General features: G+C 70.6%; 18 protein-coding genes. 8 read left to right on the forward strand and 10 right to left on the reverse strand.

Annotation, left to right across the window (positions count from 1 at the left end; genetic code table 11):
- Positions 1-87: 87 nt before the first annotated feature.
- The 4 genes from AB0J97_RS43935 to AB0J97_RS43950 are packed head-to-tail and all read left to right on the forward strand — an operon-like array spanning position 88 to position 5,690.
- Positions 88-2,028: a S9 family peptidase gene (locus AB0J97_RS43935; RefSeq protein ID WP_364101079.1), complete on the forward strand. Its 1,941-nt coding sequence runs from the start codon at positions 88-90 to the stop codon at positions 2,026-2,028.
- The gene (locus AB0J97_RS43940) at positions 2,028-3,257 is read left to right on the forward strand and encodes a methylaspartate ammonia-lyase (RefSeq protein WP_364101082.1); all 1,230 of its coding nucleotides are present in this window, start codon (positions 2,028-2,030) and stop codon (positions 3,255-3,257) included. Before AB0J97_RS43935 ends, AB0J97_RS43940 begins: the two co-directional genes overlap by 1 nt.
- Complete coding sequence (locus tag AB0J97_RS43945; RefSeq protein WP_031169941.1) at positions 3,241-4,443, forward strand: CoA transferase; 1,203 nt, start codon at positions 3,241-3,243, stop codon at positions 4,441-4,443. Before AB0J97_RS43940 ends, AB0J97_RS43945 begins: the two co-directional genes overlap by 17 nt.
- Positions 4,440-5,690, forward strand: a complete 1,251-nt coding sequence (locus AB0J97_RS43950) for an amidase (protein WP_364101086.1) — start codon at positions 4,440-4,442, stop codon at positions 5,688-5,690. The genes AB0J97_RS43945 and AB0J97_RS43950 overlap by 4 nt, the downstream gene beginning before the upstream one ends.
- Here the strand turns inward: AB0J97_RS43950 and AB0J97_RS43955 are convergent.
- Positions 5,670-7,337 (reverse strand): DUF885 domain-containing protein, encoded by a 1,668-nt coding sequence (locus AB0J97_RS43955; protein WP_364101089.1) that lies wholly within the window; start codon positions 7,335-7,337, stop codon positions 5,670-5,672. The two genes, AB0J97_RS43950 and AB0J97_RS43955, sit on opposite strands and share 21 nt — an antisense overlap.
- 239 nt (positions 7,338-7,576) lie before the next feature.
- On the opposite strand from AB0J97_RS43955, the gene AB0J97_RS43960 reads away from it, so the two are divergent.
- The 4 genes from AB0J97_RS43960 to AB0J97_RS43975 are packed head-to-tail and all read left to right on the forward strand — an operon-like array spanning position 7,577 to position 12,764.
- Positions 7,577-9,136: an ABC transporter substrate-binding protein gene (locus tag AB0J97_RS43960; protein ID WP_364101092.1), complete on the forward strand. Its 1,560-nt coding sequence runs from the start codon at positions 7,577-7,579 to the stop codon at positions 9,134-9,136.
- A 26-nt stretch (positions 9,137-9,162) separates the two neighbouring features.
- On the forward strand, positions 9,163-10,131 hold the full coding sequence (locus AB0J97_RS43965; protein WP_364101095.1) for an ABC transporter permease: 969 nt from the start codon (positions 9,163-9,165) through the stop codon (positions 10,129-10,131).
- Between the two features lies 1 nt (position 10,132).
- Positions 10,133-12,016: a dipeptide/oligopeptide/nickel ABC transporter permease/ATP-binding protein gene (locus AB0J97_RS43970; protein WP_364101098.1), complete on the forward strand. Its 1,884-nt coding sequence runs from the start codon at positions 10,133-10,135 to the stop codon at positions 12,014-12,016.
- 1 nt (position 12,017) lies between these two features.
- Complete coding sequence (locus tag AB0J97_RS43975) at positions 12,018-12,764, forward strand: ATP-binding cassette domain-containing protein (protein WP_364101100.1); 747 nt, start codon at positions 12,018-12,020, stop codon at positions 12,762-12,764.
- An 828-nt stretch (positions 12,765-13,592) separates the two neighbouring features.
- Here AB0J97_RS43975 and AB0J97_RS43980 read toward each other — a convergent pair.
- The 9 genes from AB0J97_RS43980 to AB0J97_RS44020 form a co-directional block, all read right to left on the reverse strand.
- Positions 13,593-13,769 (reverse strand): hypothetical protein, encoded by a 177-nt coding sequence (locus tag AB0J97_RS43980; RefSeq protein ID WP_364101103.1) that lies wholly within the window; start codon positions 13,767-13,769, stop codon positions 13,593-13,595.
- Between the two features lie 90 nt (positions 13,770-13,859).
- Positions 13,860-13,997, reverse strand: a complete 138-nt coding sequence (locus AB0J97_RS43985; protein ID WP_364101106.1) for a hypothetical protein — start codon at positions 13,995-13,997, stop codon at positions 13,860-13,862.
- 17 nt (positions 13,998-14,014) lie between these two features.
- Positions 14,015-16,099 (reverse strand): carbohydrate-binding protein, encoded by a 2,085-nt coding sequence (locus tag AB0J97_RS43990; RefSeq protein WP_364101109.1) that lies wholly within the window; start codon positions 16,097-16,099, stop codon positions 14,015-14,017.
- A 12-nt stretch (positions 16,100-16,111) separates the two neighbouring features.
- Entirely contained in the window at positions 16,112-18,610 is a 2,499-nt protein-coding gene (locus tag AB0J97_RS43995) for a carbohydrate-binding protein (protein ID WP_364101112.1), read from the reverse strand.
- Positions 18,611-18,629: 19 nt separating this feature from the next.
- Complete coding sequence (locus tag AB0J97_RS44000; protein WP_364101115.1) at positions 18,630-20,969, reverse strand: glycosyl hydrolase family 28-related protein; 2,340 nt, start codon at positions 20,967-20,969, stop codon at positions 18,630-18,632.
- Positions 20,966-22,768 carry a glycosyl hydrolase family 28 protein gene (locus tag AB0J97_RS44005; RefSeq protein WP_364101118.1) on the reverse strand — a complete coding sequence of 601 codons (1,803 nt, stop codon included), beginning with the start codon at positions 22,766-22,768 and terminating at the stop codon, positions 20,966-20,968. The genes AB0J97_RS44000 and AB0J97_RS44005 overlap by 4 nt, the downstream gene beginning before the upstream one ends.
- Positions 22,765-23,790, reverse strand: a complete 1,026-nt coding sequence (locus tag AB0J97_RS44010) for a carbohydrate-binding protein (protein WP_364101121.1) — start codon at positions 23,788-23,790, stop codon at positions 22,765-22,767. The genes AB0J97_RS44005 and AB0J97_RS44010 overlap by 4 nt, the downstream gene beginning before the upstream one ends.
- Positions 23,787-25,574, reverse strand: coding sequence for a glycosyl hydrolase family 28 protein (locus AB0J97_RS44015; RefSeq protein ID WP_364101124.1), 1,788 nt, complete (start codon positions 25,572-25,574; stop codon positions 23,787-23,789). Before AB0J97_RS44015 ends, AB0J97_RS44010 begins: the two co-directional genes overlap by 4 nt.
- A 55-nt stretch (positions 25,575-25,629) precedes the next feature.
- The coding region (locus AB0J97_RS44020; RefSeq protein WP_364101127.1) for a PQQ-dependent sugar dehydrogenase at positions 25,630-25,956 on the reverse strand (327 nt) is incomplete at its 5' end.

The raw sequence follows: 25,956 nt of genomic DNA on the forward strand, positions 1-25,956 counted from the left end.
TTTCGTGCCGCGACACCAGCGCCGCCGCCCCCGGACTTGTGACGATCAGCGGTGTCCGGCATCCAGGCAACCGACGAGAGGACCGGTGTGAACCGCTATCTGACTGTCGACGACATCCGGCGGATCGACGTACCCAGGCAACCGGCGATCAGCCCGGACGGCAGCGCGGTCGCCTACGTCGTCCAGACCGACGACCTCGACGCGGACCGCGTCGAGCAGACCCTGTGGCTGGTGCCCACCGGCGGCGGGAACCCGCGCCGCCTGACCGACGGCGTCGGCGACTGCGCCCCGGCCTGGTCGCCGGACGGCCGGCTGCTCGCCTTCCTGCGCACCACCGACGGCCGGCCCCAGATCTGGCTGCTCGACGTCGGGACGTCCGAGGCGCGGCAGCTCACCCGCCGGCCCGGCGGAGCGGGCGCCCCGGCGTTCAGCCCGGACGGCTCGCGGCTGCTGTTCACCGCGCCGGCCGATCCCCCGGAGTCCGAGGGCACGTGGGCGTGGGGCGCGCCGGTCGTGAGCCGTCGCCTCGACTACTACGCTGACGGCGCCGGCGTGCTGAGCGCCCCGCGGCAGCACATCCACATCGCCGACGTCGGCACGGGCGGATGCGAGCAGATCACCGCCGGCGAGTGGAGCGCATCCGGGGCGGCCTGGTCGGCGGACGGCACCCGGATCGCCTTCTCCGCCGCCATGTCCGCGGACGCCGACCTCACCCGGCAATCCGCCGCGTACACCATCGACCTCGGCGACCCCGGACGGGTCCCGCGGCCGGCGGGCCCGTTATCCGGCAGCGCCGGGCCGCTCGCCTGGACGGGTGACGGCACCCGGCTGCTGGTCTGCGGCCACCCGGAGGGGCCCGCGCGCTTCACCGGCCTGCTCCTCGTCGATCCGGCGGACGGCACGGCCCGGCACCTCACCGAGCAGATGGACCGGCAGGTCATGTACGGCGCGCCCGGTTATCCCGGCTCGACGCCGCGCGTGGTGCCGCAGCTCGGGACGGTCCTGTTCTGCGTGCGCGAGGGCGGCTACGTCGTGCCGTACACCATGCCCGAGACCGGCGGTACCCCCACCGCGCTGCTCGCGGCGCCCGACCAGAACGTCTCGAGCCTGAGCGTGGCCGGCACACTGGTCGCGTTCATCGGCAACGGGCCGGACACGTTCGGCGAGATCTACGTCCTGGACCTCACGACCGGCACGTCGACCCAGTTGACCAACCATCGCGAGCGGCTCGGCGACCGGCGTCCGGCCCCGCGCGCCGAGCGTACCTTCACCATCTCCGATGGGACGGCCGTCACCGGATGGGTCATGCGCGACCCCGACGCCACCGGCCCGCAGCCGCTGCTGCTGGACATCCACGGCGGCCCGCACAACGCCTGGAACGGCGCCGCGGACGCCGTGCACCTCTACCACCACGAGCTCGTCGCGCGCGGCTGGACCGTACTGCTGCTCAACCCGCGGGGAAGCGACGGCTACGGCGAGGAGTTCGCCCGCGCCGTGAGTGGCCGGTGGGGAACCTCGGACACCGCGGACTTCCTCGAGCCCCTCGAAGAGCTCGTCGCCGAGGGGCTCGTCGACAACAACCGCATCGCGGTGACCGGTTACAGCTATGGCGGCTACATGACCTGCTACCTCACCAGCCGCAGCGACCGGTTCGCCGCGGCCGTCGGCGGGGGCGTCATCAGCGATCTGCGCAGCGCCGCCGGCACGACCGACAACCGGCGCGCCCTGTCGACCAGCGAGTGGGGCGGCGCGTTCTGGGCGGACGCCGAGAACTACGCGGCGATGTCGCCCATCACCCACGTGGCCGAGGTACGCACTCCCACGCTGCTCCTGCACGGCGGTGCGGACGTCCGCTGCCCGCTCGACCAGGCCAGGCAGTGGCACACGGCGCTGCGCGAGCTAGGCGTGCAGACCGAGATCGTGATCTATCCGGAGGCGTCGCACAACATGCTGTTCAACAGCCCGCCCCGGTTCCGGCGCGACTACAACGCCCGGGTCGTGGACTGGGTGACAAGGTACGCCGGCTGATGCGCGTCTCGGGGATTCTGGTGGTGCCCGGCATCGGCACCTACAGCAACGACGACCAGGCGGCGATCAAGGCCGGGGCGGTACGCGACGGTTACTTCTACGACGGCCCCGCGCTCACTTTGGGCTACCGCGCGATCCGCCAGCCCAGCGAGTCGCTGCAGATTCTGCTCTTCCTCGACGACGACCGCGTGGCCACCGGGGCCGGGGTGTCGGTGCAGTACGCCGGCGGCTCCGGACGCGAGCCCGTCCTGCTGGCGGAGGCGGCCCGCGACCGCTGGCTGCCGGTGCTGCGCGACGCCCTGCTGGACGCGACCGTGGACTCGTTCCGGGAGACCTCCGCCCTGATCGCGCCGCTCGGGCTGCCACGAGCGGTCGCGTACGGGGTCAGCCAGGCCCTGCTCGATGCGGCCGCGAACGCCACCCGGCGCACGATGGCCGAGGTGGTCGCCGCCGAGTACGGCGGCGCCGATCCGATCGGTCCAGTCCCGCTGCTCGCCCAGTCCGGCGAGGACCGGCGGGGCGCGGTCGACCGGATGGTGCTGCGCCGGGTCGAGAGCCTGCCGCACGGGCTGATCAACAACGCCGATCTGCTCGTCGGGCCCGGCGGCCACCTGCTGCTGGACTATGTCGGCTGGGTACGCGACCGGGTGCTGGCGCGGCGCCCGGACGACGACTACCAGCCGGTGATCCACATCGACTGCTACGGCACCCTCGGCGACGTCTTCCCCTCCACGGCCGAGGTGGCCGGCTTCCTCGCCCGGCTGGCCGAGAAGTGCGCGCCGTTCCCGCTGCGCGTCGAGCAGCCGATGCGCGCGGCGTCGCGGGAGGCCCAGATCGACGTCCTCCTGCGCCTGCGCGAACACGAAACCGGCGTCCAGATCGTCGCCGACGAGTGGTGCAACACCCACGAGGACGTGCTGGCCTTCCTCGACGCGCGGGCGGCCGACATGATCCAGATCAAGATGCCCGACGTCGGCAGCCTCGACGACGCCGTGCGGTCCGTTCTCGCCTGCCGGGCCGCGGGCGTCGCGGCGTATCTCGGAGGGTCGTGCACCGAGACCGACCTGTCGGCCCGCATCGCCACCCACGTCGCGATGGGCGCGGGCGCGGACGTGCTGCTGGCCCGGCCCGGCATGGGCGTCGACGAGGCAGTGATGGTGACCAGGAACGAGATGGCACGCACCCACGCGGTCATCGAGCACAGGAGCAGACGTGACGGGACTCAGTGACATCAGGATCATCGCCGTCGAGCAGTACGGCGCCGGCCCATTCGGATCGTTGCACCTCGCCGAGCTCGGCGCCGACGTGATCAAGATCGAGGACGCGCGTACGGGCGGCGACATCGGGCGGCATGTCCCGCCGTTCGCCGAGGACGACGACAGCCTCTTCTTCCAGAGCTTCAACCGGAACAAGCGCAGCATCTGCCTCGACCTCTCGGTTCCGGCCGGCGTGGCGGTGCTGCACCGCCTCGTCGAGGGCGCCGACGCGCTCATGTACAACCTGCGCGGGGACGTGCCGGACAAGCTCGGCCTCCGGTACGCCGACCTGAGCCACCTCAATCCGCGGCTGGTGGTCTGCTCGCTGTCCGGTTACGGGATGACCGGGCCGCGGCGGGCGGAGCCGGCGTACGACTACGTCGTCCAGGGTCTCGCCGCGTGGATGGACCTGACCGGCGACCCGGCCGGACCGCCGACCAAGAGCGGCCTTTCGCTGGTCGACTACTGCGGCGGAGTCGTCGCGGCGATGTCGTTGCTGGCTGGGATCCACGTCGCCCGGCGCGACGGCGTCGGCGGCGAGTGCGACGTCAGCCTCTTCGACACGGCGATGGCGATGCTCTCCTACCCGGCGACCTGGTTCCTCACCCGGGGGCACGAGACCCGCCGCAAGACCCGGTCGGCGCACCCCTCGGTAGTGCCGTTCGGCGCGTACCCCACCGCGGACGGCTGGTTGATGCTCGCCTGCGTCAAGCCGGTGTTCTTCGAGCGCCTGACCAAGGTGCTGGGCGTCGCCGAGGTCGCCGCCGATCCCCGGTTCGCGACGCTCGCCGGCCGCCAGGCGCACCAGGCCGAGCTGGACGCGGTGCTGGACTCCGCCCTGTCCCGGCACGGCACCGACCACTGGGTCGGCCTGCTGTCGGCGGCGGGCGTGCCGTGCGGCCCGGTCAACGGGCTGCGCGAGGCATTCGAGGAGCCGCAGGCCGCGCAGCGCGGCCTGGTCGTCGACACCGACCACCCCAGCTTCGGTACGGTACGGCACGTGCGCACGGCGGGACGCGCCTGGTGGGAGAACCCGGCGCCGGACCGCGCGCCGGGCCTCGGCGAGCACCGCGAGCAGATCCTGCGGGAGGAACTCGGCATGAGCGCCGCGGAACTGGCCGATCTTGCACGGGGCGGCGCCTTCGGCGGTGAACGGTGAGCGGCGCTCCCGCCGCCGTGGTGGCGCTCGCCGCCCGGCTGAACGCTTTGACCCAGCTGATCGAGGACGACATCGCGGCCGGGAAGAACGGCCCGATGGCGGGCTGGACCATCGCGGTCAAGGACAACATCGACGTCGCCGGGACGGTGCGCACCGACGGGCTCCGCGACCCGCATCCGCCCGCGGCGGTGATCGACGCGGAGGTGGTGCGCCGGCTGCGGGCCGCCGGCGCGCGGATCGTCGCCAAGGCGAACCTCGAGGAGATCAGCTTCGGGGCGACCACGCAGAACGACACGTGGGGCGCCTGCCGCAACCCGTGGGACCTGGACCGGATCCCCGGCGGTTCGAGCGGCGGGTCGGCCGTCGCGGTCGCCGCGGGCCTGGTCCGGCTCGCGATCGGCACGGACACCGGCGGCTCACTACGCAACCCGGCCGCGTTCTGCGGGGTGACCACGCTGCGCCCGAGCCACGGGCTGGTGCCGACGCTGGGAGTGACGCCGCTGAGCCCCAGCATGGACGTCGTCGGGCCGCTCGCGCGTAGTGCGGCCGAGGCCCGCATCGCCCTGGAGGTCATGGCCGGCACGGGCTCGCGGCCCCTTCCGCCGCGGGACCTGTCCAGCCTGACCGTGGCCGTACCCAAGCAGTACTTCCTCGACGACCTGGAACCCGCGGTCGCCGCCGGCTTCCGCGATCTTCTCGACCTGCTGGGCGCGCACGGCGCGAAGATCCGGCGGGTGGCCCTGCGCGACGTCGATCGGGTGCACCAGGCGATGGCCGCGCTGCAGAACTCCGAGGCGATCCGCCACCTCCGGCCGTACTGGCACGACGCCCGCGTCTGCGCCGGGATCAAGGGGCGGATCGAGGCGGGCCGCCGGGTCACCACCGAGGAGATCGAGAGCGCGCTCGCGGTGGCCTCCGTCTGGCGGGCCCGGGTCGACGAGGTGCTCGCCGAGGCCGACGTCATCGCCGTGCCGGCCACGCCCTTCGTCGCGCCCGTTGCCGGGGACGGCGATCTCACCCTCGTCAGCCGGCGGATCAACCAGCTCACCGGCTGCTGGTCGGTCACCGGCCTGCCCGTCGTCGGCCTGCCGGTGTCGCCCTCGCCGGCCGGGCTGCCGGTCGGCGCACAGCTGGTCGGCCGGCGCGGCGCCGACCGGGCGCTGCTCATGGTGGGCGAAGCCGTGCAGGCGGTCAGCGACTGGCATCGCCGCCGCCCGCCCGGCGCACTACCCGACGACGCCTGGTAGTGCCGCGGCGACGTGCGCCTCCAGCAAGGGCAGAGGCAGCTGCCCCGCGCCGAGCACCACGTCGTGGAACCGGGCCAGGTCGAAGCCGGCACCCTGCCGGCGCTCCGCCTCCCGCCGGATCCGCACGATCTCGAGCCGGCCGACCAAGTAGGCCAGAGCCTGGCCCGGCGTCACGATGTACCGGTCGACCTCCGCGTCGATGTGCCCCGGGCTCAGCGGTGAGTGCTCGGCCAGGAAGCGCTTGGCCCGCTGCCGGCTCCAGCCCTTGGCGTGCAGGCCGGTGTCGATGACCAGGCGGCAGGCCCGCAGCGAGTCGAACGACAGCATGCCCAGCCGGTCCAGCGGGCTGCTGTAGAGGCCCATCTCGTCGGCGAGCCGTTCGGCGTACAGCCCCCAGCCCTCGAGGAAGCCGGTGACCGTGGTGGTGCGGCGGAACTCCGACAGCTCGGTGAGCTCGGCGGCGAGGCCCATCTGCAGGTGGTGCCCGGGAACGCCCTCGTGGAAGGCGAGGGCCTCAACCTCGTACCGGGCCCAGGCACGCGGATCGGAGACGTTGATGACGAACGTCCCGCCCCGCGAGCCGTCCTTCGGCGCAAGCATGTACTGGCCGAGCGATCCGCTCGTCGCCGCCTCGACCGCGCACGCGGCGCGCGGCAGCCGCCCGAACCAGCCCGGGGCGCGGTCGGTCGCCCGGGCCAGGGCGACCTCCGCGGCGCGTACGAGGCCGGCGGCGTCGTCGAAGTGCAGGGCCGGGTCGTCGCGCATCCTGGCCATGACGGCGGCCACGTCCGAGGTGCCGAAGACCTCCCGGCCGAGGGCGGCGTACTCCTCGTCCAGGGCCGCGACCTGGGCGAGCCCGATCTCGTGGATGCGGTCAGGGTGGAGGTCGGTGGTGGTGTGCGAGCGGACCAGGGCGGCGTAGACGCGATCGCCGTCGCCGAGCCAGCACAGCCCGCACCGCCCGTCGGGCCGCGCGGACGGCGCGACCTCCCATGTCAACGCGTTGGCATAGTCGGCCAGCGCGGGGCGCACCACCTCGCCGACCACCGCGCGCAGGTGATCCGTGCGCGCGGCGCGGTCGACGGCCAGCAGCGGGTCGTCCTCGAGCGGGGTGTGCAGCCACTTCCGCACCCTGTCCACGGTGTCCGCCACGGCGAAGGCGACCGGGGTACGGCCGGCCGCGCGGCCCGCAGCGAGACGCTCCAGCCTGTCGCGCAGATTGCGCGCGAAGCCGCGGTACTTCTTCGGCAGGGCGCCGGCCACCTCGGCGGACGGGAGCGCCAGCTTGGCGACCTGGCCCGGGAACTGGGTCACCGGCCCGAAGAGCGGGTCGACGTCGAGCTCGGCGAACCGGTGTTCGAGCACGTCGGCTCTGGTCGCGGCCTGCCAGGCGAGGACCGCGCCGTCGAGCGAGACGGGTGTGCCGTCCGGCGTACGGGCGAGCGCGGCGGCGGCATGTGCCACCTCGCGCAGCTCGCGGAGCTCGGCCGCCTCGGCGGTCGCGCTGACGTCCTCGAAGTGCCCTGCCACCGAGTACTCACCGATCAGGTGCGCCCAGGTGGGCGCCGTGCGGTACCGGAGCTCCTGGTACCGCTTGCCGAGGCTTTCGACGTCCACCAACCCGGACCCCTCCGTCATTTGATCCATGTTTCACCTAGTCGGGTACGGTCTGACGGACGACGTTAAAGTGAGGGGCGACCGTGGGGCTTGGGTCTGGCCACGATCGAGCACGGGCACCTTTGTGGGCTTGGACAAGAATCGCTGCCGCGCTGTGGCTTCAATCGTGGGTTACATCACCCAGCGCCGAGCTGGCTCGTCCCGCCGGCCGCAGAGGAAGTCACACGCCAATGGTCCGAAATCGCACTTTTCGTGTCTCGATTTCCGTATTGTGCTCGACGGTCGCGCTGGCTGCCTGCTCCAACGGTGGGAGCACCGGTAGCTCGTCCGGCGACGACTATGCCGACGGTGGCTCGCTCACCATCGCGATCGACAGCGACCCCGGTGCGCTCGACCCGCAGCGCTCGGTCAACGGCGTCAACAAGATGATGGCCGTCTTCGCCTACGACACGCCCGTCAAGCTGCTGGACTCCGGCGAGGTGGCGCCCAGCGTCGTCAAGTCGTGGACCGGCGAGGGAACCTCCTACACACTGACCGTCCGCGAGGGCGTCACCTGCTCGGACGGCTCGCCGATGGACGCGCAGACGGTGGCCGACAACATCAACTACGTGGCCGCCGAGGGCAACGGCTCACCCATGCGCGGCGCCGCCGTTCCTGCCGGCGCCACGGCAACGGCCGACAAGGCCGCCGGCACCGTCGCGGTCAAGCTCAAGGAGGGCGCGCCCTTCTTCTTGCAGAACCTGGCCGAGCTGCCGCTGGTCTGCTCGAGCGCCATCAAGAACCGCGACTCCCTGAAGGCCGCCTCCGCCGGCTCCGGTCCGTTCGTCCTCTCCAGCGTGCAGGCCGGCAACCAGTACACGTACACCCGCCGCGACGGGTACGCCTGGGGGCCGAACGGCGCCTCGACCGCCGAGAAGGGCATGCCGGCGAAGGTGACCTTCAAGCTCGTGACGAGCGTGACCACGACGGCCAACCTCCTGCTGAGCAAGGGCGTCAACATCTCGCTCCTCTCCGGTGCCGACACCCGGCGGCTCAAGGCCGCCAAGGTGTTCTCGGACGGCGGCAGCATCATCGACGACGAGCTCACCTTCAACCAGGCCGCCGGCCTGCCGACCGCCGACGTCAACGTCCGGCGCGCGCTCGTCGGCGCTCTCAACATGAAGGAACTGGCCCAGGTCGCCACCGGCGGCCTCGGACAGGAGGCCAACGGGCTGCTGACCGACCCGAAGATCTGCAGCGGTGACACCGTCACCCCGAACAAGCCGGCGTACGACGCGGCCGCCGCGGCGGCGCTGCTCGACCGGGCCGGCTGGACGGCCGCCGGCGGCGGAGCCCGGGCCAAGGACGGCAAGCCGCTCGAGGTCGCGTTCGTCTACGACAACGAGGACACCACGACCGCGGCGGCGGCCGAGTACATCGGCCAGAAGTGGACGGCGCTGGGCGTCAAGGTGGACCTCAAGGGACAGTCGTTCAACGCGCGGTCCGATGTCGTCTTCGGCGGCAAGGGCCCGTGGACCGCGACCCTCATCGGCCTCGGCGTGTCCAACCCGGCCACGCTCGTGCCGTTCTTCTCCGGCGCCACCCCGTCGCATGGCGGCATCAACTACGGCTCGATGCACAACGACGTCTTCGACAGCTCGATCAAGGCAGCGCAGGCGAAGTCCGGCACCGGCGGCTGCGCCGACTGGAACGCGGGCGAGGGCGCCCTGATCAAGGACGCGGACATCACCCCGATCGCCGTCTCGCCCTACCTCTACTGGGGCAACGGGGCCAAGTTCGACGTCGTCGCCCGCGTGCTGGAGCCCACCTCGCTCCGGGTTCTGCGCTAGGTACGGCGGGGAGGATGGGAGGTTCCGTGAAGTCGTCGCTGCGCGCCAGGCACCCGTGGCCGGCATTCCTGATCCGGCGGCTGGGGAGGTTCGTCGTCTCGCTGGCGGTCGTCGTCACCGCATCGTTCGCCATGGTCCACGCGCTGCCGGGCGACCCGGTACGCGGAGCCCTGGGCCTGATGGCGCCGCCGGAGACCATCGCGGCCACCCGGGAGCGTCTCGGGCTCAACGACCCGCTGTGGCGGCAGTACCTGGACTATCTCTGGAACCTGCTCCACCTCGACCTCGGTACGTCCCTGGACACCCAGACGCCGGTGCGGGAGAAGATGGCACAGTTGGTGCCCGCGACCCTCCAGCTCGGCCTGACCGCGTTCGTGGTCTGCCTCGCGGTGGCGATACCGGTGGGCCTGCTCCTCGGTATCGCCACCCGGGACGGCCGGGGCCGCGGCCTGCACTTCGGCTTCGGCGGCGTGACCGGGCTCGCGCTCTCCGTGCCGGACTACCTGGTGTCGGTCGGACTCGTGTTCGTCTTCGCCGTCTCCCTCAACGCGCTGCCGGTCGCGGGCCTGTCCGGTCCCGCGTCGTTCGTGCTGCCGGTGACCGCCCTCGTCGTGGGGCCGGCCGCCTACCTGGCGCGGATCGTCCGGGCCGAGACCCAGCGGGTGCTCGGCGAGGACTACATCCGGGCGGCCCGCGCGAAGCGCCTCCCGGCGCGGCTGATCTACCTGCGGCACGCGCTGCCGAACACGCTGACCCCGACGCTGACCGTCTCCGGCATGATCCTCGCGTCGATGGTGGCCGGCACCGTGCTCGTGGAGAACGTGTTCGCCTGGCCCGGCGTCGGCGCCGAGCTCGTGCATTCGGTGCTCGCCAAGGACTACCCGGTCGTCCAGGCGGTCGCGCTCTTCTTCGGCGCCGGCATCCTGCTGATCAACCTCGCGGTCGACATTGCGATCGCCGTCATCGACCCGCGCTCGACGATCAAGGAGAGCTGACGTGTCCTGGTCACGTACCCGCCATCACCTGTCGTCGCCGCTCGGCGTGGTCACGGTCGCCCTGCTGCTGCTCCTGGTCGCGACCGCCGTCGTGGCGCCGCTGCTGCTCGGCGACCGGGCCACGGAGATCGCGGGCGGCGCGCTCCAGGCGGGACCGTCGGCGGCGCACCCGTTCGGCACGGACGCCCTCGGACGCGACGTCCTCACGCGGACGCTGGTGGCCACCCGGCTGTCCCTCGTCCTCGCTCTGCTCGTCGTCGGCATCGGCGTGGCCTGCGGGCTGATCATCGGCACCGTCCCCGTCGTGCTCGGCCGGCGCGCCGGCCGAGTGGTGGTCGCCGTCCTGAACCTGATGGTCGCCTTTCCCGGGCTGCTGCTCGCCCTGTTCCTCGCCATGATCTTCGGAGTGGGGGCGCGCGGCGCCGTGCTGTCGATGGCGATCGCCTTCGCGCCCTCGTTCGCGCGGCTGACCCACACCACCGCCAGCGGCGTTGCGAACGCCGACTACGTCTCCGCCGCGCGACTGCTCCGGGTCCCGCGGTGGCGGATCCTGATTCGCCACGTCATCCCGAACATCTCGGAACCCCTCGTCATCAACGCGACCAGCCAGGTCGGGGCGGCGCTGCTCAGCATATCGGCGCTGTCCTACATCGGCTTCGGCGTGCAGCCGCCGCAGTACGACTGGGGACGCATGCTCGCCGACGGGCTGCCGGCCATCTACACCAACCCCGCGGCCGCGCTCGCGCCGTCCATCATGATCGTCGTCGCGGGTCTCGCATTCGTCCTCGCCGGCGAGCTGCTGACCCAGGTCCTCGGCGGCAGCCAGCACGGTCACCTCCGGCTCCCGTCCCTCAGGTCCCAGCGCCGGGATACGGCCCCGGCCGAGACGCCGCCACCGGGCGACGAGGTGCTCCGGATCGAGCGCCTGACCGTCACCGTACCCGGCGAGACCGCGCCCTTCTCCCCGGTCGTCGACGTCAGCATGCGCCTTCGCCGCGGCGAGATCGTCGGGCTGGTCGGCGAGTCGGGATCGGGCAAGAGCCTCACCGCCATGGCGGCCGCGCAGCTCACCTCGTACCCGAACGTCGCTGAGGCCGACGTGCACCAGATCAAGGGCAACGAGCTGCGGCGGATGCGCCCCCGCGACCGCGAGCGGCTGCTCGGCACCTCGCTCGCGATGGTGTTCCAGGATCCGATGTCGTCGCTGAACCCGGCGCTCAAGGTCGGACGCCAGCTCGCCGAGGTCGCGGAGACCCACGAACGCCTCAGCCGCCGGGACGCGTGGCGACGAGCCGTCGACCGCCTCAGCGCAGTGCTGATCACCGACCCGCAGGCGCGGGCGAAGCAGTACCCGATGGCGTTCTCCGGCGGCATGCGCCAGCGTGCGTCGATCGCGATGGGCCTTATGGCCCAGCCGGCGCTGATCGTCGCCGACGAGCCGACCACCGCCCTCGACGTGACCGTCCAGAAGGAGGTGCTCGGCCTGCTGCGGCGCATCTCCCGGGAGAGCGACGCCGCCGTCCTGCTGATCAGCCACGACATCGCGGTGGTGGCTGAGAACGCGTCCCGGGTCCTGGTCATGTACGCCGGCCGGGTGGTCGAGGAACTGCCGGTCAGCGGGCTCGCCGAGGCCACGCATCCGTACACCCGCGCGTTGATCGCGAGCATCCCGGACATGTCGACGGACCGGTCGCGGCCGCTCGCGAACATTCCCGGTCGCCCGCCGCACGCCTCTGACCTGCCGCCGGGCTGCGCGTTCGCGCCCCGGTGCGGCCGGGCGGACGACCGATGCCGGCAGGCGCGTCCCGAACTGGCCGACTCGGGCGGCGGCGGCGCCGTCGCCTGCTGGCATCCGCTGCTGCCGGTCCTAGAAAGCGAGGCGTGACGTGCTCGAGCTCCGCGACATAGTTGTCCGGTACGGCCACCATCGGGGCGCCGTGACGGCCGTCGACGAGGTCAGCCTGACCGTGGCGGCCGGCTCGGTCGTCGGGCTCGTCGGCGAGTCGGGGTCCGGCAAGTCGACCCTCGCCCGGGCGGCGGTCAGCCTCGCCCCGCTCACCTCGGGCACGATCCTCTGGAAGGGGGCGGTGCTCGACCCGCGCGACCGCCCGCCGTTGCAGTACGTGTTCCAGGACCCGTACGCGTCCCTCAACCCGCGGATGAGCGTCGGCGCGTCGATCGCCGAGGGCCTGCCCCGGGGGAGCGGGCGGCGGGAGCGGTCGGCCCGGGTCACCGAGCTGCTCGAGATGGTCCGGCTCGATCCTGGCGACGTCCACAAGCGCCCCCGGCAGCTCTCCGGCGGACAGCGGCAGCGCGTCGCCATCGCCCGCGCCCTCGCCGCCGAGCCCGAGGTCCTGATCGCCGACGAGATCACGTCGGCGCTCGACGTCTCGGTCCAGGGTGCCGTACTCAACCTGCTCAAGGAGATCCAGACCCGGACCGGGGTCGGGATCCTGTTCATCTCGCACAACCTCGCCGTGGTCCGCTACGTGGCCGACTCGATCGCGGTCATGAAGTCCGGCCGGCTCGTCGAGCACGGTACGACGGAGGACGTCATCGAGCGTTCCGCGCATCCGTACACGAAGCAGCTCCTCGAAGCCGTCCCGACCATGACGATGGGTGGCCGCTCATAGCCGAGAGTCGATGCCGGACTCGAGGTGTCCAAGTCGTTCCTCACCGACACCTACGCGACGCTCGACCTGGTGGCGGCGGGCGATGATCCTGCGCCACCGGGCGTCGTACCACAACCACCGGGTCATCCTCGGCGGGGCCGTCGGTAAGCAGCTCGCCGGCGTAGCCGCCCCCACCGCGACACCGAGCTTGCGCATCTGCACGGCCTCGGTGAGGTGCGGCGTATGGTCCCGCCGGACGAAATCCGCAGCCGGCGGACCGATGCCGGACAACGCGTTCCGCTCGATCAACCCCCAGCCGGTGGAGACCTTCGGCTGGCCCGCCTTGGTCCGCCAAGCTCCACGGCGGTGGCCCACACCGCAGCCCTGCGCCTGCCGAATCCGTGCATCTCAAGTGGCATTTGAGTACTTGTGGAGGATGCCTCTGAGCCGGTCGCGTCGGTGTACGTTCAGGTCGACGATTCATGCTGGATCGGGGCCGGTGCGCAGTGGAGCTGCCTGGCCAAGGGCTTGGTGAGCTCGGTGCTCGTTGTAGAACGCTGGTACTCGCGCAGGGCATGGCGTAGATGGTGTGCCGCTCGAATATTGAGTTATGTGGTCTGAGCTGTGGTTACCCATCGCGGTGGTATTCGTTGATCGCGCCGCTGACGATGGGGGAGGCGGATGGAGCGCAGGTGGTCATTCGAACGGCCACGGGCTGGCTGCGTTGTCAACCGGATCACTGAGGCGCTTCCTCGATGAGGAACGGTTCGCCTCGTCTCAGGGTCTCTGTCAATTTCCGAGGGGTCTTGGTGATGGCCAGGGTAGGAGCGGCGTACCGTTCGCCGGCCGTCAGCTTGCCGACGCCATCTCGAAGGCGGCGAGGCAGCGTGGCCGCCTTCGCGGGAGCACGTTGGTCACCTCGTCCAGCATCGCGCGCAGCTCCGCCAACCGGCGCAGCCGTACCGCAGGCGCCAGATCGGCGACCTCCCGGCAAAAACGATCAACATCAGCACGCAGGAACGCCACACCCTCAGAATCCGCCACCGGGCAAGGCTGACCTGGTCAGACCTACAGTGTCAACAGATGTGACACCAAACCCGGTTCACCGTTCCACTCCTACTGGCAGGCCACGTTGGTGGCGTTCTCGGCCTCATATCGTACGGTCGCCGCGCGGGCGGGCAGCGCCACCAGGGCGGACAGGATGACACAGGTGGCGGCGATCGGGACAAGGGTGCGTAATCGGGATGAGAGCACGTTCTTTCCTCCGGGGGTCAGGTGAGGGTGATGCGATCGAGGTTGGGGCCGCCGTTCGCGGTGACACCGGTCAGGCGGATCGTGTTCGGACCGGCGTTCAGCGTGACGGTGAGGGCGCTGTCGGCCCAGGCGTCCCAGTTCGCCGTCGGGCCGAACGAGCGCCCGGCTGACACGACTGTGCCGTTGACGGCGATGTCCATCGGGCGGTCGGCGGTGGTGCCGTTGGCGTAGCGGATGGTCAGGGTGGCCGGGCCGCCGGTTCCCTGGACGGTGAACTCGACGTAGGAGCCGGTCACGTTGTCGTTGTTGACGAAGCCCGTGCCGGTGTAGCCGATGTGGTTGGATTCGACCGCGCCCTGGAAGATCGTGGCGTCCTCGGCCTGGTAGTCCGCTGAGCTCGGTGCGATGTCGAGGTAGTCCACGTTGGGGCCGCCGTTCGAGGTGGTCGCCGTGGCCCGGACGATGTTCGCTCCTGTGGCGAGCGGCAGCGTGAACGTGGCGTTCGCCCAGGTGTCCCAGGAGCCCGTGCCGGAGAAGTCGCGAGTGAGGGTCACGCCGTTCAGGGTGACGGTCATCGGGCGATCGGCCGTCGTGCCGTTGGCGTAGCGGATGGTCAGGGTGGCCGGGCCGCCGGTTCCCTGGACGGTGAACTCGACGTAGGAGCCGGTCACGTTGTCGTAGTTGACGAAACCCGTGCCCGAGTACCCGGCATGGTTGGATTCGACCGCGCCCTGCGAGATCGAGGCGTCCTCGGCCTCGTACCGGGGCGCGGCGGAGGTGGGACGTGCGCGGATGAGGCGGGTCTCGCCCGGGCGCAGCGTGGCCGCGTACGAGGTGGCGACCGTGCCCTCCGATGCCCCCGACCACAGGTTCGTGACGTCGGCGGAGCCCGTGAAACCGACCTGCGACCAGGTGACGCTCACCGTGGAACTGCCCGACGTGCCCGTGTTGTACAGAGCCACGATGTAGTCGCCGTTCGCCTCCCGCTTGCGCCAGACCTGGTTGACGCCGCTGTTGACGACACGCTGCGCGGCCACGCCGTCCTGGTCCACGGCGATGAGCCGGTCGTTGGTCAGCATGGCCAGGTCGGTGGCGGTGAGCGCCGTCAGGTCGGTGCCCAGCAGCAGCGGGCTGGCGATCATCGCCCAGTGCGTCATGTGCGAACGGCGCTGGTCGGCGGTCAGCCCAACCTGGTCACCGTTGCCGACCTGCAGCGAGTCGTAGTCGTTCCACCCGCCGGGGCCGGCGTAGGGCTGCCAGGAGGCGGCGGAGTTGAACCGGCTCACGACGTGGGCCCAGTCGGTCAGGGGGAAGCCGCTGCCGTTCGGGCCGGGGCCGCAGTAGCACTCGACGTCGCCTTGGGTGCGCCAGCTGTTGGCCAGCCGTTTCCATGTGGTGGCCTGTGCGATGGGGAGGTTGTTGGACAGCGCGAAGGTGATGGGACGGCCGGTCTGGCGCAGGGCCTTGTCCCATGCTTCGACGTCGGCGACGGTGGTCGCGTCCACGCCGTCGATCTTGAGGTAGTCGACGCCCCAGGAGGCCATCTGGTTCGCCCAGGAGTCGATGAACGCCTGCGCGCCCGGATGGGAGTACTTCAGCCGGTACATGTTCTTGCAGTTGTAGTTCTTGTGCGTCTGGGTGGTGTCGGCGATGTCCTGTGCGTGGTAGGAGGTGCCCTCGATCGGCTTGTTGGCGGTGACGGCGTTCTTTGCGATGCCGGGCGTGACGTAGAAGCCGAACTTCAGCCCCTTCGCGTGCACGTAGTCCGCCAGGGCCTTGATGCCGCTGGGGAACTTGGCGGCGTCCACCGCCCACCGGCCGAAGGAGTCGACGACGAAGCCGTTGGCGTCGCACTTCTGGTAGAAGTCGTCGAGGTTGACGTACACGTAGCCCTTGGCGGCCAGGCCGCTGCTGACCAGCGCGTCGGCCTGGGCCTTCATCTTGGTCTCGTCCGGCCAGCGGCGGACGAAGCTCCAGCTGCTCCAGCCCATCGGGGGCCTGATCGACAATCCGTTGTCCGAGGCCGCGGCGGGCGCGGCGGGACCGGCGAGTCCCGCCGCGCCGAGCACCAGGACCGCGACGGCCGCGCGCCACCTGTTCATGGGGCTCCTCCCCTAGCTGATCGTGATGCGGTCGAGGTTGGGGCCGCCGCCCGCCGTGGTGGCCGTGGCCCTGATGACGTTGGCGCCCGCCGTCAGCGGGACGGTGAGGGATGCGGTCGCCCAGGTGTCCCAGTTCGCCGTCGGCGGGAACGAGGCGGATCCGGCCGGGACGCCGTTGACCGTGATGTCCATGGGCCGGTCGGCGGTGGTGCCGTTGGCGTAGCGCAGCGTGAGGGTGGCCGGGCCCGTTCCCTGGACGGAGAACTCGACGTAGGAGCCGATCAGGTTGTCGTAGTTGACGAAGCCCGTGCCGGTGTAGCCGGTGTGGTTGGACTCGGCGGCTCCCTGGGAGATCGTCGCGTCCTCCGCCTGGTATGTCGCGCTGCCGCCCGCGGTGAGGTCGAGATAGTCCAGGTTGGGGTTGCCGCCCGCGCTCGTGGCGGTGACCCGGATCGTGTTCGCGCCCGCGCCGAGCTGCACGGCGAAGGCGTGGGTGGCCCAGGTGTCCCAGTTCGCCGTCGGCGGGAACGAGGCGGATCCGGCCGGGACGCCGTTCACGGTGATCGCCGAGGGCCGGTCGGCGGTGGTGCCGTTGGCGTAGCGCACCGCCACGGTCGCCGGTCCCGCCGCGCTCGCCTGGACCGGCCACTCCACATACGAGCCGGTCGCGTTGTCGCCGTTGACGTAGCCGGTGCCGCTGTAGCCGGTGTGGGTGTTCTCGAAGGCGCCCTGGGAGATGGTGGCGTCCTCGGCCTCGTGACGGCCCGGGGGGGGAGTGGCGCCGCCGGGGTACTGTTCACCGATCCAGGCCTCGTCCACCCGCCAGCGGGCTATGCCGTGGTGGCCGGTCTTGGTGAGCCTGACGTAGCGGGCGGTCCTCGCGGGCAGGTCGATGATCTGCACGCCTCTGGCGTTCGGCACGGTGCCCGTCTTGATCGCGCTGCCCCAGGTGGAGCCGTCGTCGCTGACGTGCACCTGGTAACCAGAGAGGCGCGCCGACCCCGAGGACGGGTAGACCGTGGAGTCCTCGCGCTGGTTGAGCGCCACGTACTGGACGCGCTTGGCCGAGCCGAGGTCGAAGGTCAGCGTCGCGGGCTCGGCGGCGTCGCTGTCCCAGTAGGTGAGGAAGTCGCCGTCGCCCGCCGCCGCGGCCGGATGCCCGGCGGCGGCCGAGCCCGCCGACATCGTCACGCCGGTGTGGATGCCCTGCCGTCCCCTGGAGACGACCTTGAAGACCGTGTCGTAGGGGTCCCAGCCCGAGATCCCGCTCAGCGTGAGCGTGCCGCCGGCCTGCGTGAACGTGACCGGGGCGCCGGTGCGCAGATTGGTCACCGAGGCGATGGCGTAACCGTTGTCCCGCAGCGACAGCGTGCTGCTGGACGGCGGGGTGAGCACGTGGACGTAGTGCCGGTTCGGGTCGTTCTTCGCGATCGTCGTCACGCCGTGCGCGCCGTCGTTCCAGAACCCGGGTTTGAGGCCGCCGTACATGTAGCCGCCGCCCTCGGTGCCGTCCAGCGACTCCCAGATCTGGTCGAGGTAGCCGGCGGCGAAGGTGTTGAAGGCGGCCTGCTGCGCCGGGAACCTGCCGTTGACCATGGCGGTCTCGGCCATAAGCGCCTTGACCGACGATCCGGCGTTGGTGACGAGCCGGCCGAGCGTGAGCTTGCGGTCCACGGCCTGGTCGGTGCCGCCGTACCACCAGGGGCCGCCGGTGGGGAGCTTGAAGTCGGCCTCGATCAGGCGCGGCAGCGCCGTGTAAAGCGCCTGCGGGTAGTCGTAGGACGGCGTCATGCCGGTCTTCTGCTCGTTGCTGATCATGTCCATGATCGGCGTGTCTTCGTTGTTGTTCGACAGCGTCATGTCGGGGCGCTGCTGGTAGATCTTGGCGTAGAGGTTGTTGCGCTCCCAGTAGGCGTTGTCGTTGTCGATCCAGAACCCGGCGAGTTTCGGATAACGCTGCATCTGCTCGAAGAACTGCAGGTAGCTGAACTCGCCGAAGCCGTCGCGGGTGGTCAGGTCCACGGGGTGTCCCACGTAGGCGGAGAAGGCGGCGGAGTTGAGCCACGAGCCCGACGACAACCCCTCGCTGTGCCACTGCGGGTCGTCGGTCATGTAGTTGATGACCTTGAGGCCCCGCGCGTCCGCGGCGTCGATCAGCTCGCCGAGGAAGTCGCGCGTGGTGCGGCAGGAGCCGGGGATCTGCGACGGGTACGGCCTGGCGTAGCCGAGCCTGCTGTGGAACGTGGCCAGCACCAGGTACTGGGCGTGCAGCTTCAGCGCCTCGTTCACCCAGTAGTCCGGCGTCCAGCCGCCGCTCGTGACGTCGGATTCCCAGGCGCTGCAACTGGTGTGCTGGGGCGAGGTGCGTTCGCCCCAGTGCAGGAACAGCCCGGCGGTCGAGCCCCGCAGGAACGCCTGGCGTGGATGCTGCAGGTCGGCCCGCGCGGCAGGCGCGATGAGCAGGAGGGCGAGCACGGCGATCATCGCCGTCCGCGACGACGCACGGAACATGACGGGGCTCCTCGGGCTTCTAGGCGGGGGTGGCGACGTCGAGATGGTCGAGGTTGGGGCCGCCGGTCGCGGTGGTCGCGGTGGCCCTGACCGTGTTGGCGCCGGCGACGAGCGGGACGCTGATCGAGGCGGTTGCCCAGGCGTCCCAGGAACCGGTGCCGGGGAAGCCGAGGACGGCGGCCACCGTGCCGTTGACCACGATGGCCATCGGACGGTCGAGGGTTGTCCCGTTCGCGTGGCGCAGGGTGAGGGTGGCCTGTCCGGCGGTGGCCGAGGTGACGGTGAACTCCACGAAGGAGCCGGTGAGGTTGTCGTAGTTGACGAAGCCCGTGCCGGTGAAGCCCGGGTGGTTGGACTCGACGCCGCCCTGGGAGACCGTCGCGTCCTCGGCCTCGTACCTGGTCGGGGGCGGGCCGTCCGCGGGCTCGAAGGCGGGGTCGCTGGACAGGACGACCCGGTCGAGGCGGGCGCCGTCCTCGCGGTAGGCGAAGGTGATGCTCTGCCGGCCCGGCGCCAGGTCGTAGGTGACCGGGAGTCGCACCCAGTGCCATGCCGTGCCAGGCGGGATGTTGTTCCAGCTGGTCCAGGCCCCGGTGCCGGAACGCACCCAGAACGAGTCGTCGGAGGTGGTCGCCGCGATCACGCGAGCCCACACACCGAACGTGCCGGCATCGGGCACGTCGAACGGCAGCGTCGTCCAGCCGGTGGACGGCGGGCTGGTCTGGCTGTTGTTGCCTGCGGCGACGCTCACGTACGAGCCGCCCGAGGCCGCGGGGTCGGCCGAGATCCGCATCGGCTCGGTGACCGTGCCGGACTCGGCCTCGGAGTACCGGGTGACGGGGTTGCCCGGTATGGGGGTGGAGTTCGTGGGACGCACGCGCAACGCCCCGCCGCCGGTGTTCGCGCTGTCGCGCACGGCATACCCGGTGACGCCGCTGAAGCCCACGTCATAGGCGCTGCCGGTGCCGCGTTGTGCCACCACGCCGGTCAGCACCACGTTCGAGGCGTCGTCGACGATGACGGCGGGCCGGTCGTCGTTCTCGTCGAACCGGGTCTCGCCGTTGAGGGTGATGCCGGTGGCGTGCCTGATCCAGTACCCGTACGAGGGCCGTGCGCCGTAATCACGCGGGGGATAGGTGGTCAGGAACTCCCCGGGGACCCGGGTGGCCTCCGAGGCGGGGTGCCCGCCGGGAACCTGGAGATCCACGTCGGTGAGTGTGATGCCCGGACCGATGTCCACCGAGGGTGTGCCCGTCATGGTGCTGGTGTAGTCGGAGGCGCCGACCGTGCCGGTCACGACGGGGGCGCTCAGGTCGGTGCCGGTGACGCGGGTCAGGGTGATGTTCCTGATGCGCCCGACGGGCGGGGAGCCAGGACAACGTCTCCGTTCGCCGATCTTGAAGAAGAGGGGCGAGGTCGTCTTGGTGAGCGTCACGTCCTCGTAGGCGACGTCCTCGATGATCGCGCCGTCCATGGAGACGATGCCGATGCCGGCCTTGCCCGCGCCGAGCACGCTGATCCGCTCGAACCTGAAGTCGCGGAAGTTCCCGCAGGTCTCCGAGCCGAACTGCAACGCGTTGTTCTCGTGGGAGTAGACCGTGGTGTCGCGAACGCGGACGTTCTGGCTGGTGTAGGTGTGCCCGAGGGCGTAGTCGCTCTTGAACACCAAGGCGTCGTCGCTCGCCTCGATGCGGCTGCCCGCGACGGTGACGTTCCAGCTGTTGATCAGATTGACGCCGTCGCGCACGCCGCTGCTGGAGTAGACCGTCGTGAGGTTGTCGATCGCGATGTCGTGACAGCCGTTGATCAGCGCGGCGAAATGCCCGCCACGCCGGAAGGTGACCCCGGACAGGCTGACGTCCGAGCACTCGGTGAGCGTCAGCGCTTTGTCGGCCTGGCCCGAGGAGGGGGTGCCGGTGACGAGCTTGCCGTCCCCGTCGATCGTGCCGGCGCCGGTGAGGTGCACGTCGGTGACGCCGCTGCCCCACATGAGTGAGTTGTGGAAGTGGCTGTGGCCGTAGTCCTGGTAGGCGTCGTTGGCGTTGGCCTCGGGAACGTCCATGCCGCTTCCCGCAGCCAGGATGGTGGCGCCGCCGTCGAGCCTGAGCGTGATGTGGGACTTGAGGTGGATCGTTCGAGCCCGGTACCGGCCTGGAGGAAACACGACGATGCCTCCAGGGGCGGCGCTCGCGGCGTTGATCGCCCGGTCGACGGCGTCGTCGTCGTTCGTCGAGCCGTCCCCGGTCGCGCCGTAGTCACGCACGTCGAACTCCGCGGCGGCGAACGCCGTGGCGGACAGGGCGGGGATTCCAGGCCAGACGAGAGCACATACCAGGAGAATCCTTCGCAGGACGGTCATGGCCGGAGCTCCACGTAGTCGAGATTGGGCAGGCCGCCCGAGGTCGTGGCGGTGAGCCGTACGGTGTTGACGCCCGCCACCGTGGGAATGACGGCCGAGGTCGAAACCCAGGTCGTCCAAGCGCCGGTGCCAGGAGCGTTCACTGACGGATTGACCAGCATGCCGTTCACTGTGAGCGAGAAGGGCCGGTTGGTCGTGGTCCCGTTGGCGTAGCGGATGGTGAGCGGGCGCTGGCCGGGCTCGGGCAGCGTGACGGAGAACTGCACGTAGGCTCCCGTGACGTTGTCGCTGTTGACGAACCCGGTCCCGGAATAGCCGGCGTGGTTGGACTCGACGACGCCCTGCGAGATCGTGGCGTTCTCGGCCTCGTAGCGGTCCGCGGGAGGCGGCTGGGTGTTCGAGATGTCCCTGCCGTTGACGAAGACGCCGGTCAGCACGAGGTCATCGACGTAGGTGGCGGTGGGAGCAGCCGTGGTGACGCGGGTGAACACGCTGTTGCTGATCGTCACGTTCTTGATGTGGTCGCTTGAGCGTCCCTGCAGGTCGTATGCCTGCGCGGCGCCGTCGATCGTCACGCCGTCGGCGGTGACGTTCTGCACGACCGGCGGCAGCGATCCGGACGTCTCGTAGTTCAGCGTGATGAAGAGGGCGCTGCGCTCCAGGTTCCTGCCGGAGATCCGGCGCAGATGGACTCCGTCCACGAAGCCGCCGCGGTTGAAGCTGGTCTTGACGTAGAGGGCGTACTTGAGGGGGTAACGGCCGGGGAAGTCGGCGGGGTTGCACACGCAGTCCTCGGCGAAGACGTCGCGGACGCCGCCGGACATCTCGCTGCCGATCGTGACGCCGCCCCAGCGACCGCTGAACCGGCAGTTCTGGATCACGATGTTCTGCGACGGCCTGCCGACGCGGCGTCCGTCCCGGTCACGGCCTGACTTGACCGGGACGCAGTCGTCGTTGGTGTTGAACCGGCAGCCGGTGATCAGGACATCGGTGCACGAGTCGGGGTCACAGCCGTCGCCCTGGGAGTTCGTCGAGTAGAAGGTGACGTCGCGCACGGTGACGTTCGAGCAGTACACCGGATGCAGGGTCCACATCGCCGGGTTGCGCAGGCTGACGTCCTGCACGAGCACCCCCGTGCAGCGGTAGAGCCCGATCATGTTCGGGCGCAGTTTGTGGCCCGCGCCGAACTGCCGTTGTGCCACCGGGTGGTCGCCGGCGCCCCAGGCGCGGAGCTGGTCCCGGTCCGCGCCGCCGTTCCCCCACGAGGCCCACTCTCCCGCGGGCGCGTTGCCGTCGATGGTGCCCGTGCCCGTGATCGCGATGTTGGTCTGGCCGTCGGCGTGGATGAAGGGTGAGTAGTTGTAGCACTCGATGCCCTCCCACCGGGTGAACACGTTCGGCAGGTAGGAGCCGGTGTCGGTGCGGAACCTGATCGTGCCGTTCACCTGGAGGTTGACGTTCGACAGCAGGTGGATCGCGCCGGTGCGGTAGACGCCCGCCGGGACGACGACCCGTCCGCCGCCCGCGGCGTTGCAGGCGGCGATGGCCTGGCGGAAGGCGGAGGTGCAGTCGGTGGTGTCGTCGCCGACGGCCCCGTGGTCGGTGATGGAGAACGTGCGGTCGGGGAAGGCCGGGGGCACGATCCGGGCCAGGATCTCGGGCACCCGGTCCCATGGGCTCGCCGCGGTGCTCCCCGCGGCTGCGCTCGCCGCCCCTCCTCGCGCCTTGCTCGACATGGTGATGATCGCGCCGCCTGCGAGGATCCCCGTACGCAGGACGTCACGCCGCGACGGTCTCATTGGAGCACCTCCAGGTAGTCCAGGTTCGGGCAGCCGCCGGCCGCGGTCGCGGTGAGGCGGAGCGTGTTCGCACCGGCGACGAGGTCGGCGGCGATGCTCTTGGACGCCCACGCGGTCCAAGAGCCGGTGCCGGGGAAGGAGACGGCGGAGGCGACCAGCGTGCCGTTGACGGAGACGTCCATCGGGCGGTCGGCTGTCGTGCCGTTGGCGGCCTCCAGCCGCGTCGCCGTGGCGGCGACCTGTTTGTAGGCACGCATGTTCGTCAGCAGCAGGTAGCACTCCTGCAGCGAGCCCGAGGTGTCGCCGAGCGATCGGTAGATGCCCCATTTCGGGCGGACCCGGTCACCGAGATAGGTGTCGCCGGTCCTGGTCGCGTCGATCAGCGTGGTCCCCGCGCGACGCAGGACCCAGCGGACCGAGCCTGCGCTCCCTTCGCCGATCCTGATCTCGTACTCGGCGTCGATCCAGGTGTCGTGCAGCGGATTCAGGGGCGCCCGGCCGACCAGCACGTCACCCTCGATGATCTTGTGTTCGATGGTCTGCACGCCGTCCACACGGCGTAACGACGTGACGGTGATCGGAAGGGTGCCCGTTCCCGGTCGCTTGGTCTGGCTGATGTGGGTGAAGGTGGTGGAGGCCTTGAGCGAGCTCGGGATGTACATCGAGCACGTCACGCGCCAGGTCTCGCCGAGCAGCCGCCGGAGGTATCCGGTGGGTGTCCGGGTGCCGGTGACCTCCTGGCGCTGGCGGTCCGTCATCGTGTCCCGGTCCACCGTGTGCATGGTGAAGCGGAAGTTGTTCCCCTCGGGGAAGATGTGCGGCTGACCGGCCGGATGCGAGCCGGCACGATCGTCCTCGATCGTCTCGAACGCGTCGAGGCCGCCGGTGGACGCCTCGGGCGCCCACATCAGCTTCCACGCCACGCCTGACGTCGTCGTGGCGGGGCGGGCTGCGGCCGGGGCGAGCAGTGCCGCGCCGACGAGCGTGCCGAGCTGCCGGCGTGACAGGTTGCCGCCCGTCATGAGCCGACCTCCAGATAGTCGAGGTTGGGGCCGCCGGCGGCCGTGACGGCCGTCGCCCTGACACTGTTGCCCCCCGCCCGCAGCGGGGCTGCGATGGCGGTGGTCCGCCACGTCGACCAGGCCCCGGTGCCGGGGAAGGACTTGCCGGGCGCGACCACGATGCCGTTGACGGCGATGTCCATCGGCCGGTCGGACGTCGTGCCGTTCGCATAACGCAGGGTCAGGGTGGCGTGTCCCGCCGCGGCCGCATTCACGGTGAACTCGACGTAGGAGCCGATGAGATTGTCGTAGTTGACGAAGCCGGTGCCGGAGTAGCCCGCGTGGTCGGATTCGGCCGCGCCCTGGGAGATCGTGGCGTCCTCGGCCTCGTAGCGGACCCCTGTGGGCGGTGGCTGTCCGTACAGGGTGCCGTTGATGCGGACGTTCTGGAGCAGCACGTTGTCGGCGTTGGTGATCTGCGGGGCAGGTGCGTCGATCTGGGTGAACACGCTGTTGGTGATCGTCACGTTCCTGATGTGGCTCGCGGCCGAGCCCGACAGCTTGACGGCGAACGGGGAGCCGGCGATGGTCAGCCCGTCCACGGTGAGGTTCTGGATCACCGGGTTGACGATGGGGCCGTTGCCCGGGCCGGTGAGGCTGTAGTTCATGTCGACGAAGAAGCCGCCGCGGTCGCACGGGCCGCCGGTCAGATTCCGGACGTGGACGCCGTCCACCACACCCCCGCGCCGGTTGTTGGTCTTCAAGTAGACGGCGTAGAAGCTGTGGTAATCGGAACCGGCGTGGATGCGGTTGTTCTCGGCGAAGACGTCGTGGACGCCGCCGGACATCTCGCTGCCCACCGTGATCGCGCCCCACCGGCCGTAGTAGTCGTTGTCGCGGATGACGATGCCGGTCGACGGTACGCCGACGCGGCGGCCATCGGTGTCACGGCCCGACTTGATGACGGTCCCGTCGTCGCCGGTGTCGAACGAGCAGCCCTCGATCAGCACGTCGGAGCAGCATTCGGGGTCGACGCCGTCCACCATGGCGCCGCGGCTGTAGATTTTGATCCGCCGTAGGGTGATATTTCGGGACAGCACTGGATGGACCGTCCACATGGCCGGGTTCCGCAGGTTGAGATCCTCGATGAGGATGTTCGTGCAGTCGTAAAGCTGGATCATGTTCGGCTTGAGGTAGTGCCCATCGCCGAACTGCCGCTCTTCCACCGGCACGCCGTCCACTGCCTGTTGCTGCAGCAGGTCCCAGTCGGGGCCGCGCTGGGAGTCGAAGCCGAACCAGGGGCCGGCCGCCGCGTTGCCGTCGATCGTGCCGGTTCCCGTCAGCGCGAGGTTCGTCTGGCCGCGGGCGTAGATGAAGGGCGAGTAGTTGTGGCACTCGATGCCCTGCCAGCGGGTGAAGACGTTCGGCAGATAGGAGCCCGCGTCGGACCTGAACCTGATCGTCGCGCCGGACTCTACGTGCAGGCGCACGTTCGACAGCAGGTGGATCCTGCCCGTCCGGAACCTACCGGTCCCGGGCACGAGTACGGTCCCGCCGCCCGCGGCGTTGCAGGCGGCGATGGCCTGGCGGAAGGCGGAGGTGCAGTCGGTGGTGTTGTCGCCGACGGCCCCGTGGTCGGTGATGGAGAACGTGCGGTCGGGGAAGGCCGGGGGCACGATCCTGGCCAGGATCTCGGGCACCCGGTCCCACGGGCTCGCCGCGCTGGTGGAGGAGGCCGGGAAGGAGGCGGACGCGGTGGGGGCGAGGAGCGCGGCCTTGAGTACGGCCCTTCTGGACGGAGGCATCAAGGGCTCCTGGGATCGGTCCGGCGGCCGCGCACCGGCGCGGCCGCCGGTGGTTTCACTGGATGGCGGAGCGGCGGATCGTGTCGGCGGTGCCGTCGCCGTTGTTGTCGGAGTTGGTCGAGCCGAACCAGATGGCGGCGGCGTTCGGCGCCTTCTCGACCGCGCGCAGCCTGCCGTAGGTGGCGTTGAAGTAGGAGTTGACCGTCGAGACGTTCTCGCCGTTCAGCACGATGCGCCACAGCCGCTGCCCGCGCAGCGCCGCCATGAAGATCGTGTTGTTGACGATGGCGATGCCGCTGGGCGAGGCCTCGGCGACGCCCCAGGTGTACTTGGGGTTGGTCATGCCGGAGGTGGTGCAGGTGCCCTCGCAGGTGGGCCAGCC

It is taken from the genome of Nonomuraea sp. NPDC049607 (assembly GCF_040675375.1).
In the GTDB taxonomy this organism is placed as follows: Bacteria; Actinomycetota; Actinomycetes; order Streptosporangiales; family Streptosporangiaceae; genus Nonomuraea.

Coding starts and splice junctions, on each gene's coding strand:
- AB0J97_RS43940 (WP_364101082.1), top strand. CDS start 2,028: ATGCGCGTCTCGGGGATTCTGGTGGTGCCCGGCATCGGCACCTACAGC.
- AB0J97_RS43955 (WP_364101089.1), bottom strand. CDS start 7,337: ATGGATCAAATGACGGAGGGGTCCGGGTTGGTGGACGTCGAAAGCCTC.
- AB0J97_RS43990 (WP_364101109.1), bottom strand. CDS start 16,099: ATGAACAGGTGGCGCGCGGCCGTCGCGGTCCTGGTGCTCGGCGCGGCG.
- AB0J97_RS43995 (WP_364101112.1), bottom strand. CDS start 18,610: ATGTTCCGTGCGTCGTCGCGGACGGCGATGATCGCCGTGCTCGCCCTC.
- AB0J97_RS44000 (WP_364101115.1), bottom strand. CDS start 20,969: ATGACCGTCCTGCGAAGGATTCTCCTGGTATGTGCTCTCGTCTGGCCT.
- AB0J97_RS44005 (WP_364101118.1), bottom strand. CDS start 22,768: ATGAGACCGTCGCGGCGTGACGTCCTGCGTACGGGGATCCTCGCAGGC.
- AB0J97_RS44010 (WP_364101121.1), bottom strand. CDS start 23,790: ATGACGGGCGGCAACCTGTCACGCCGGCAGCTCGGCACGCTCGTCGGC.
- AB0J97_RS44015 (WP_364101124.1), bottom strand. CDS start 25,574: ATGCCTCCGTCCAGAAGGGCCGTACTCAAGGCCGCGCTCCTCGCCCCC.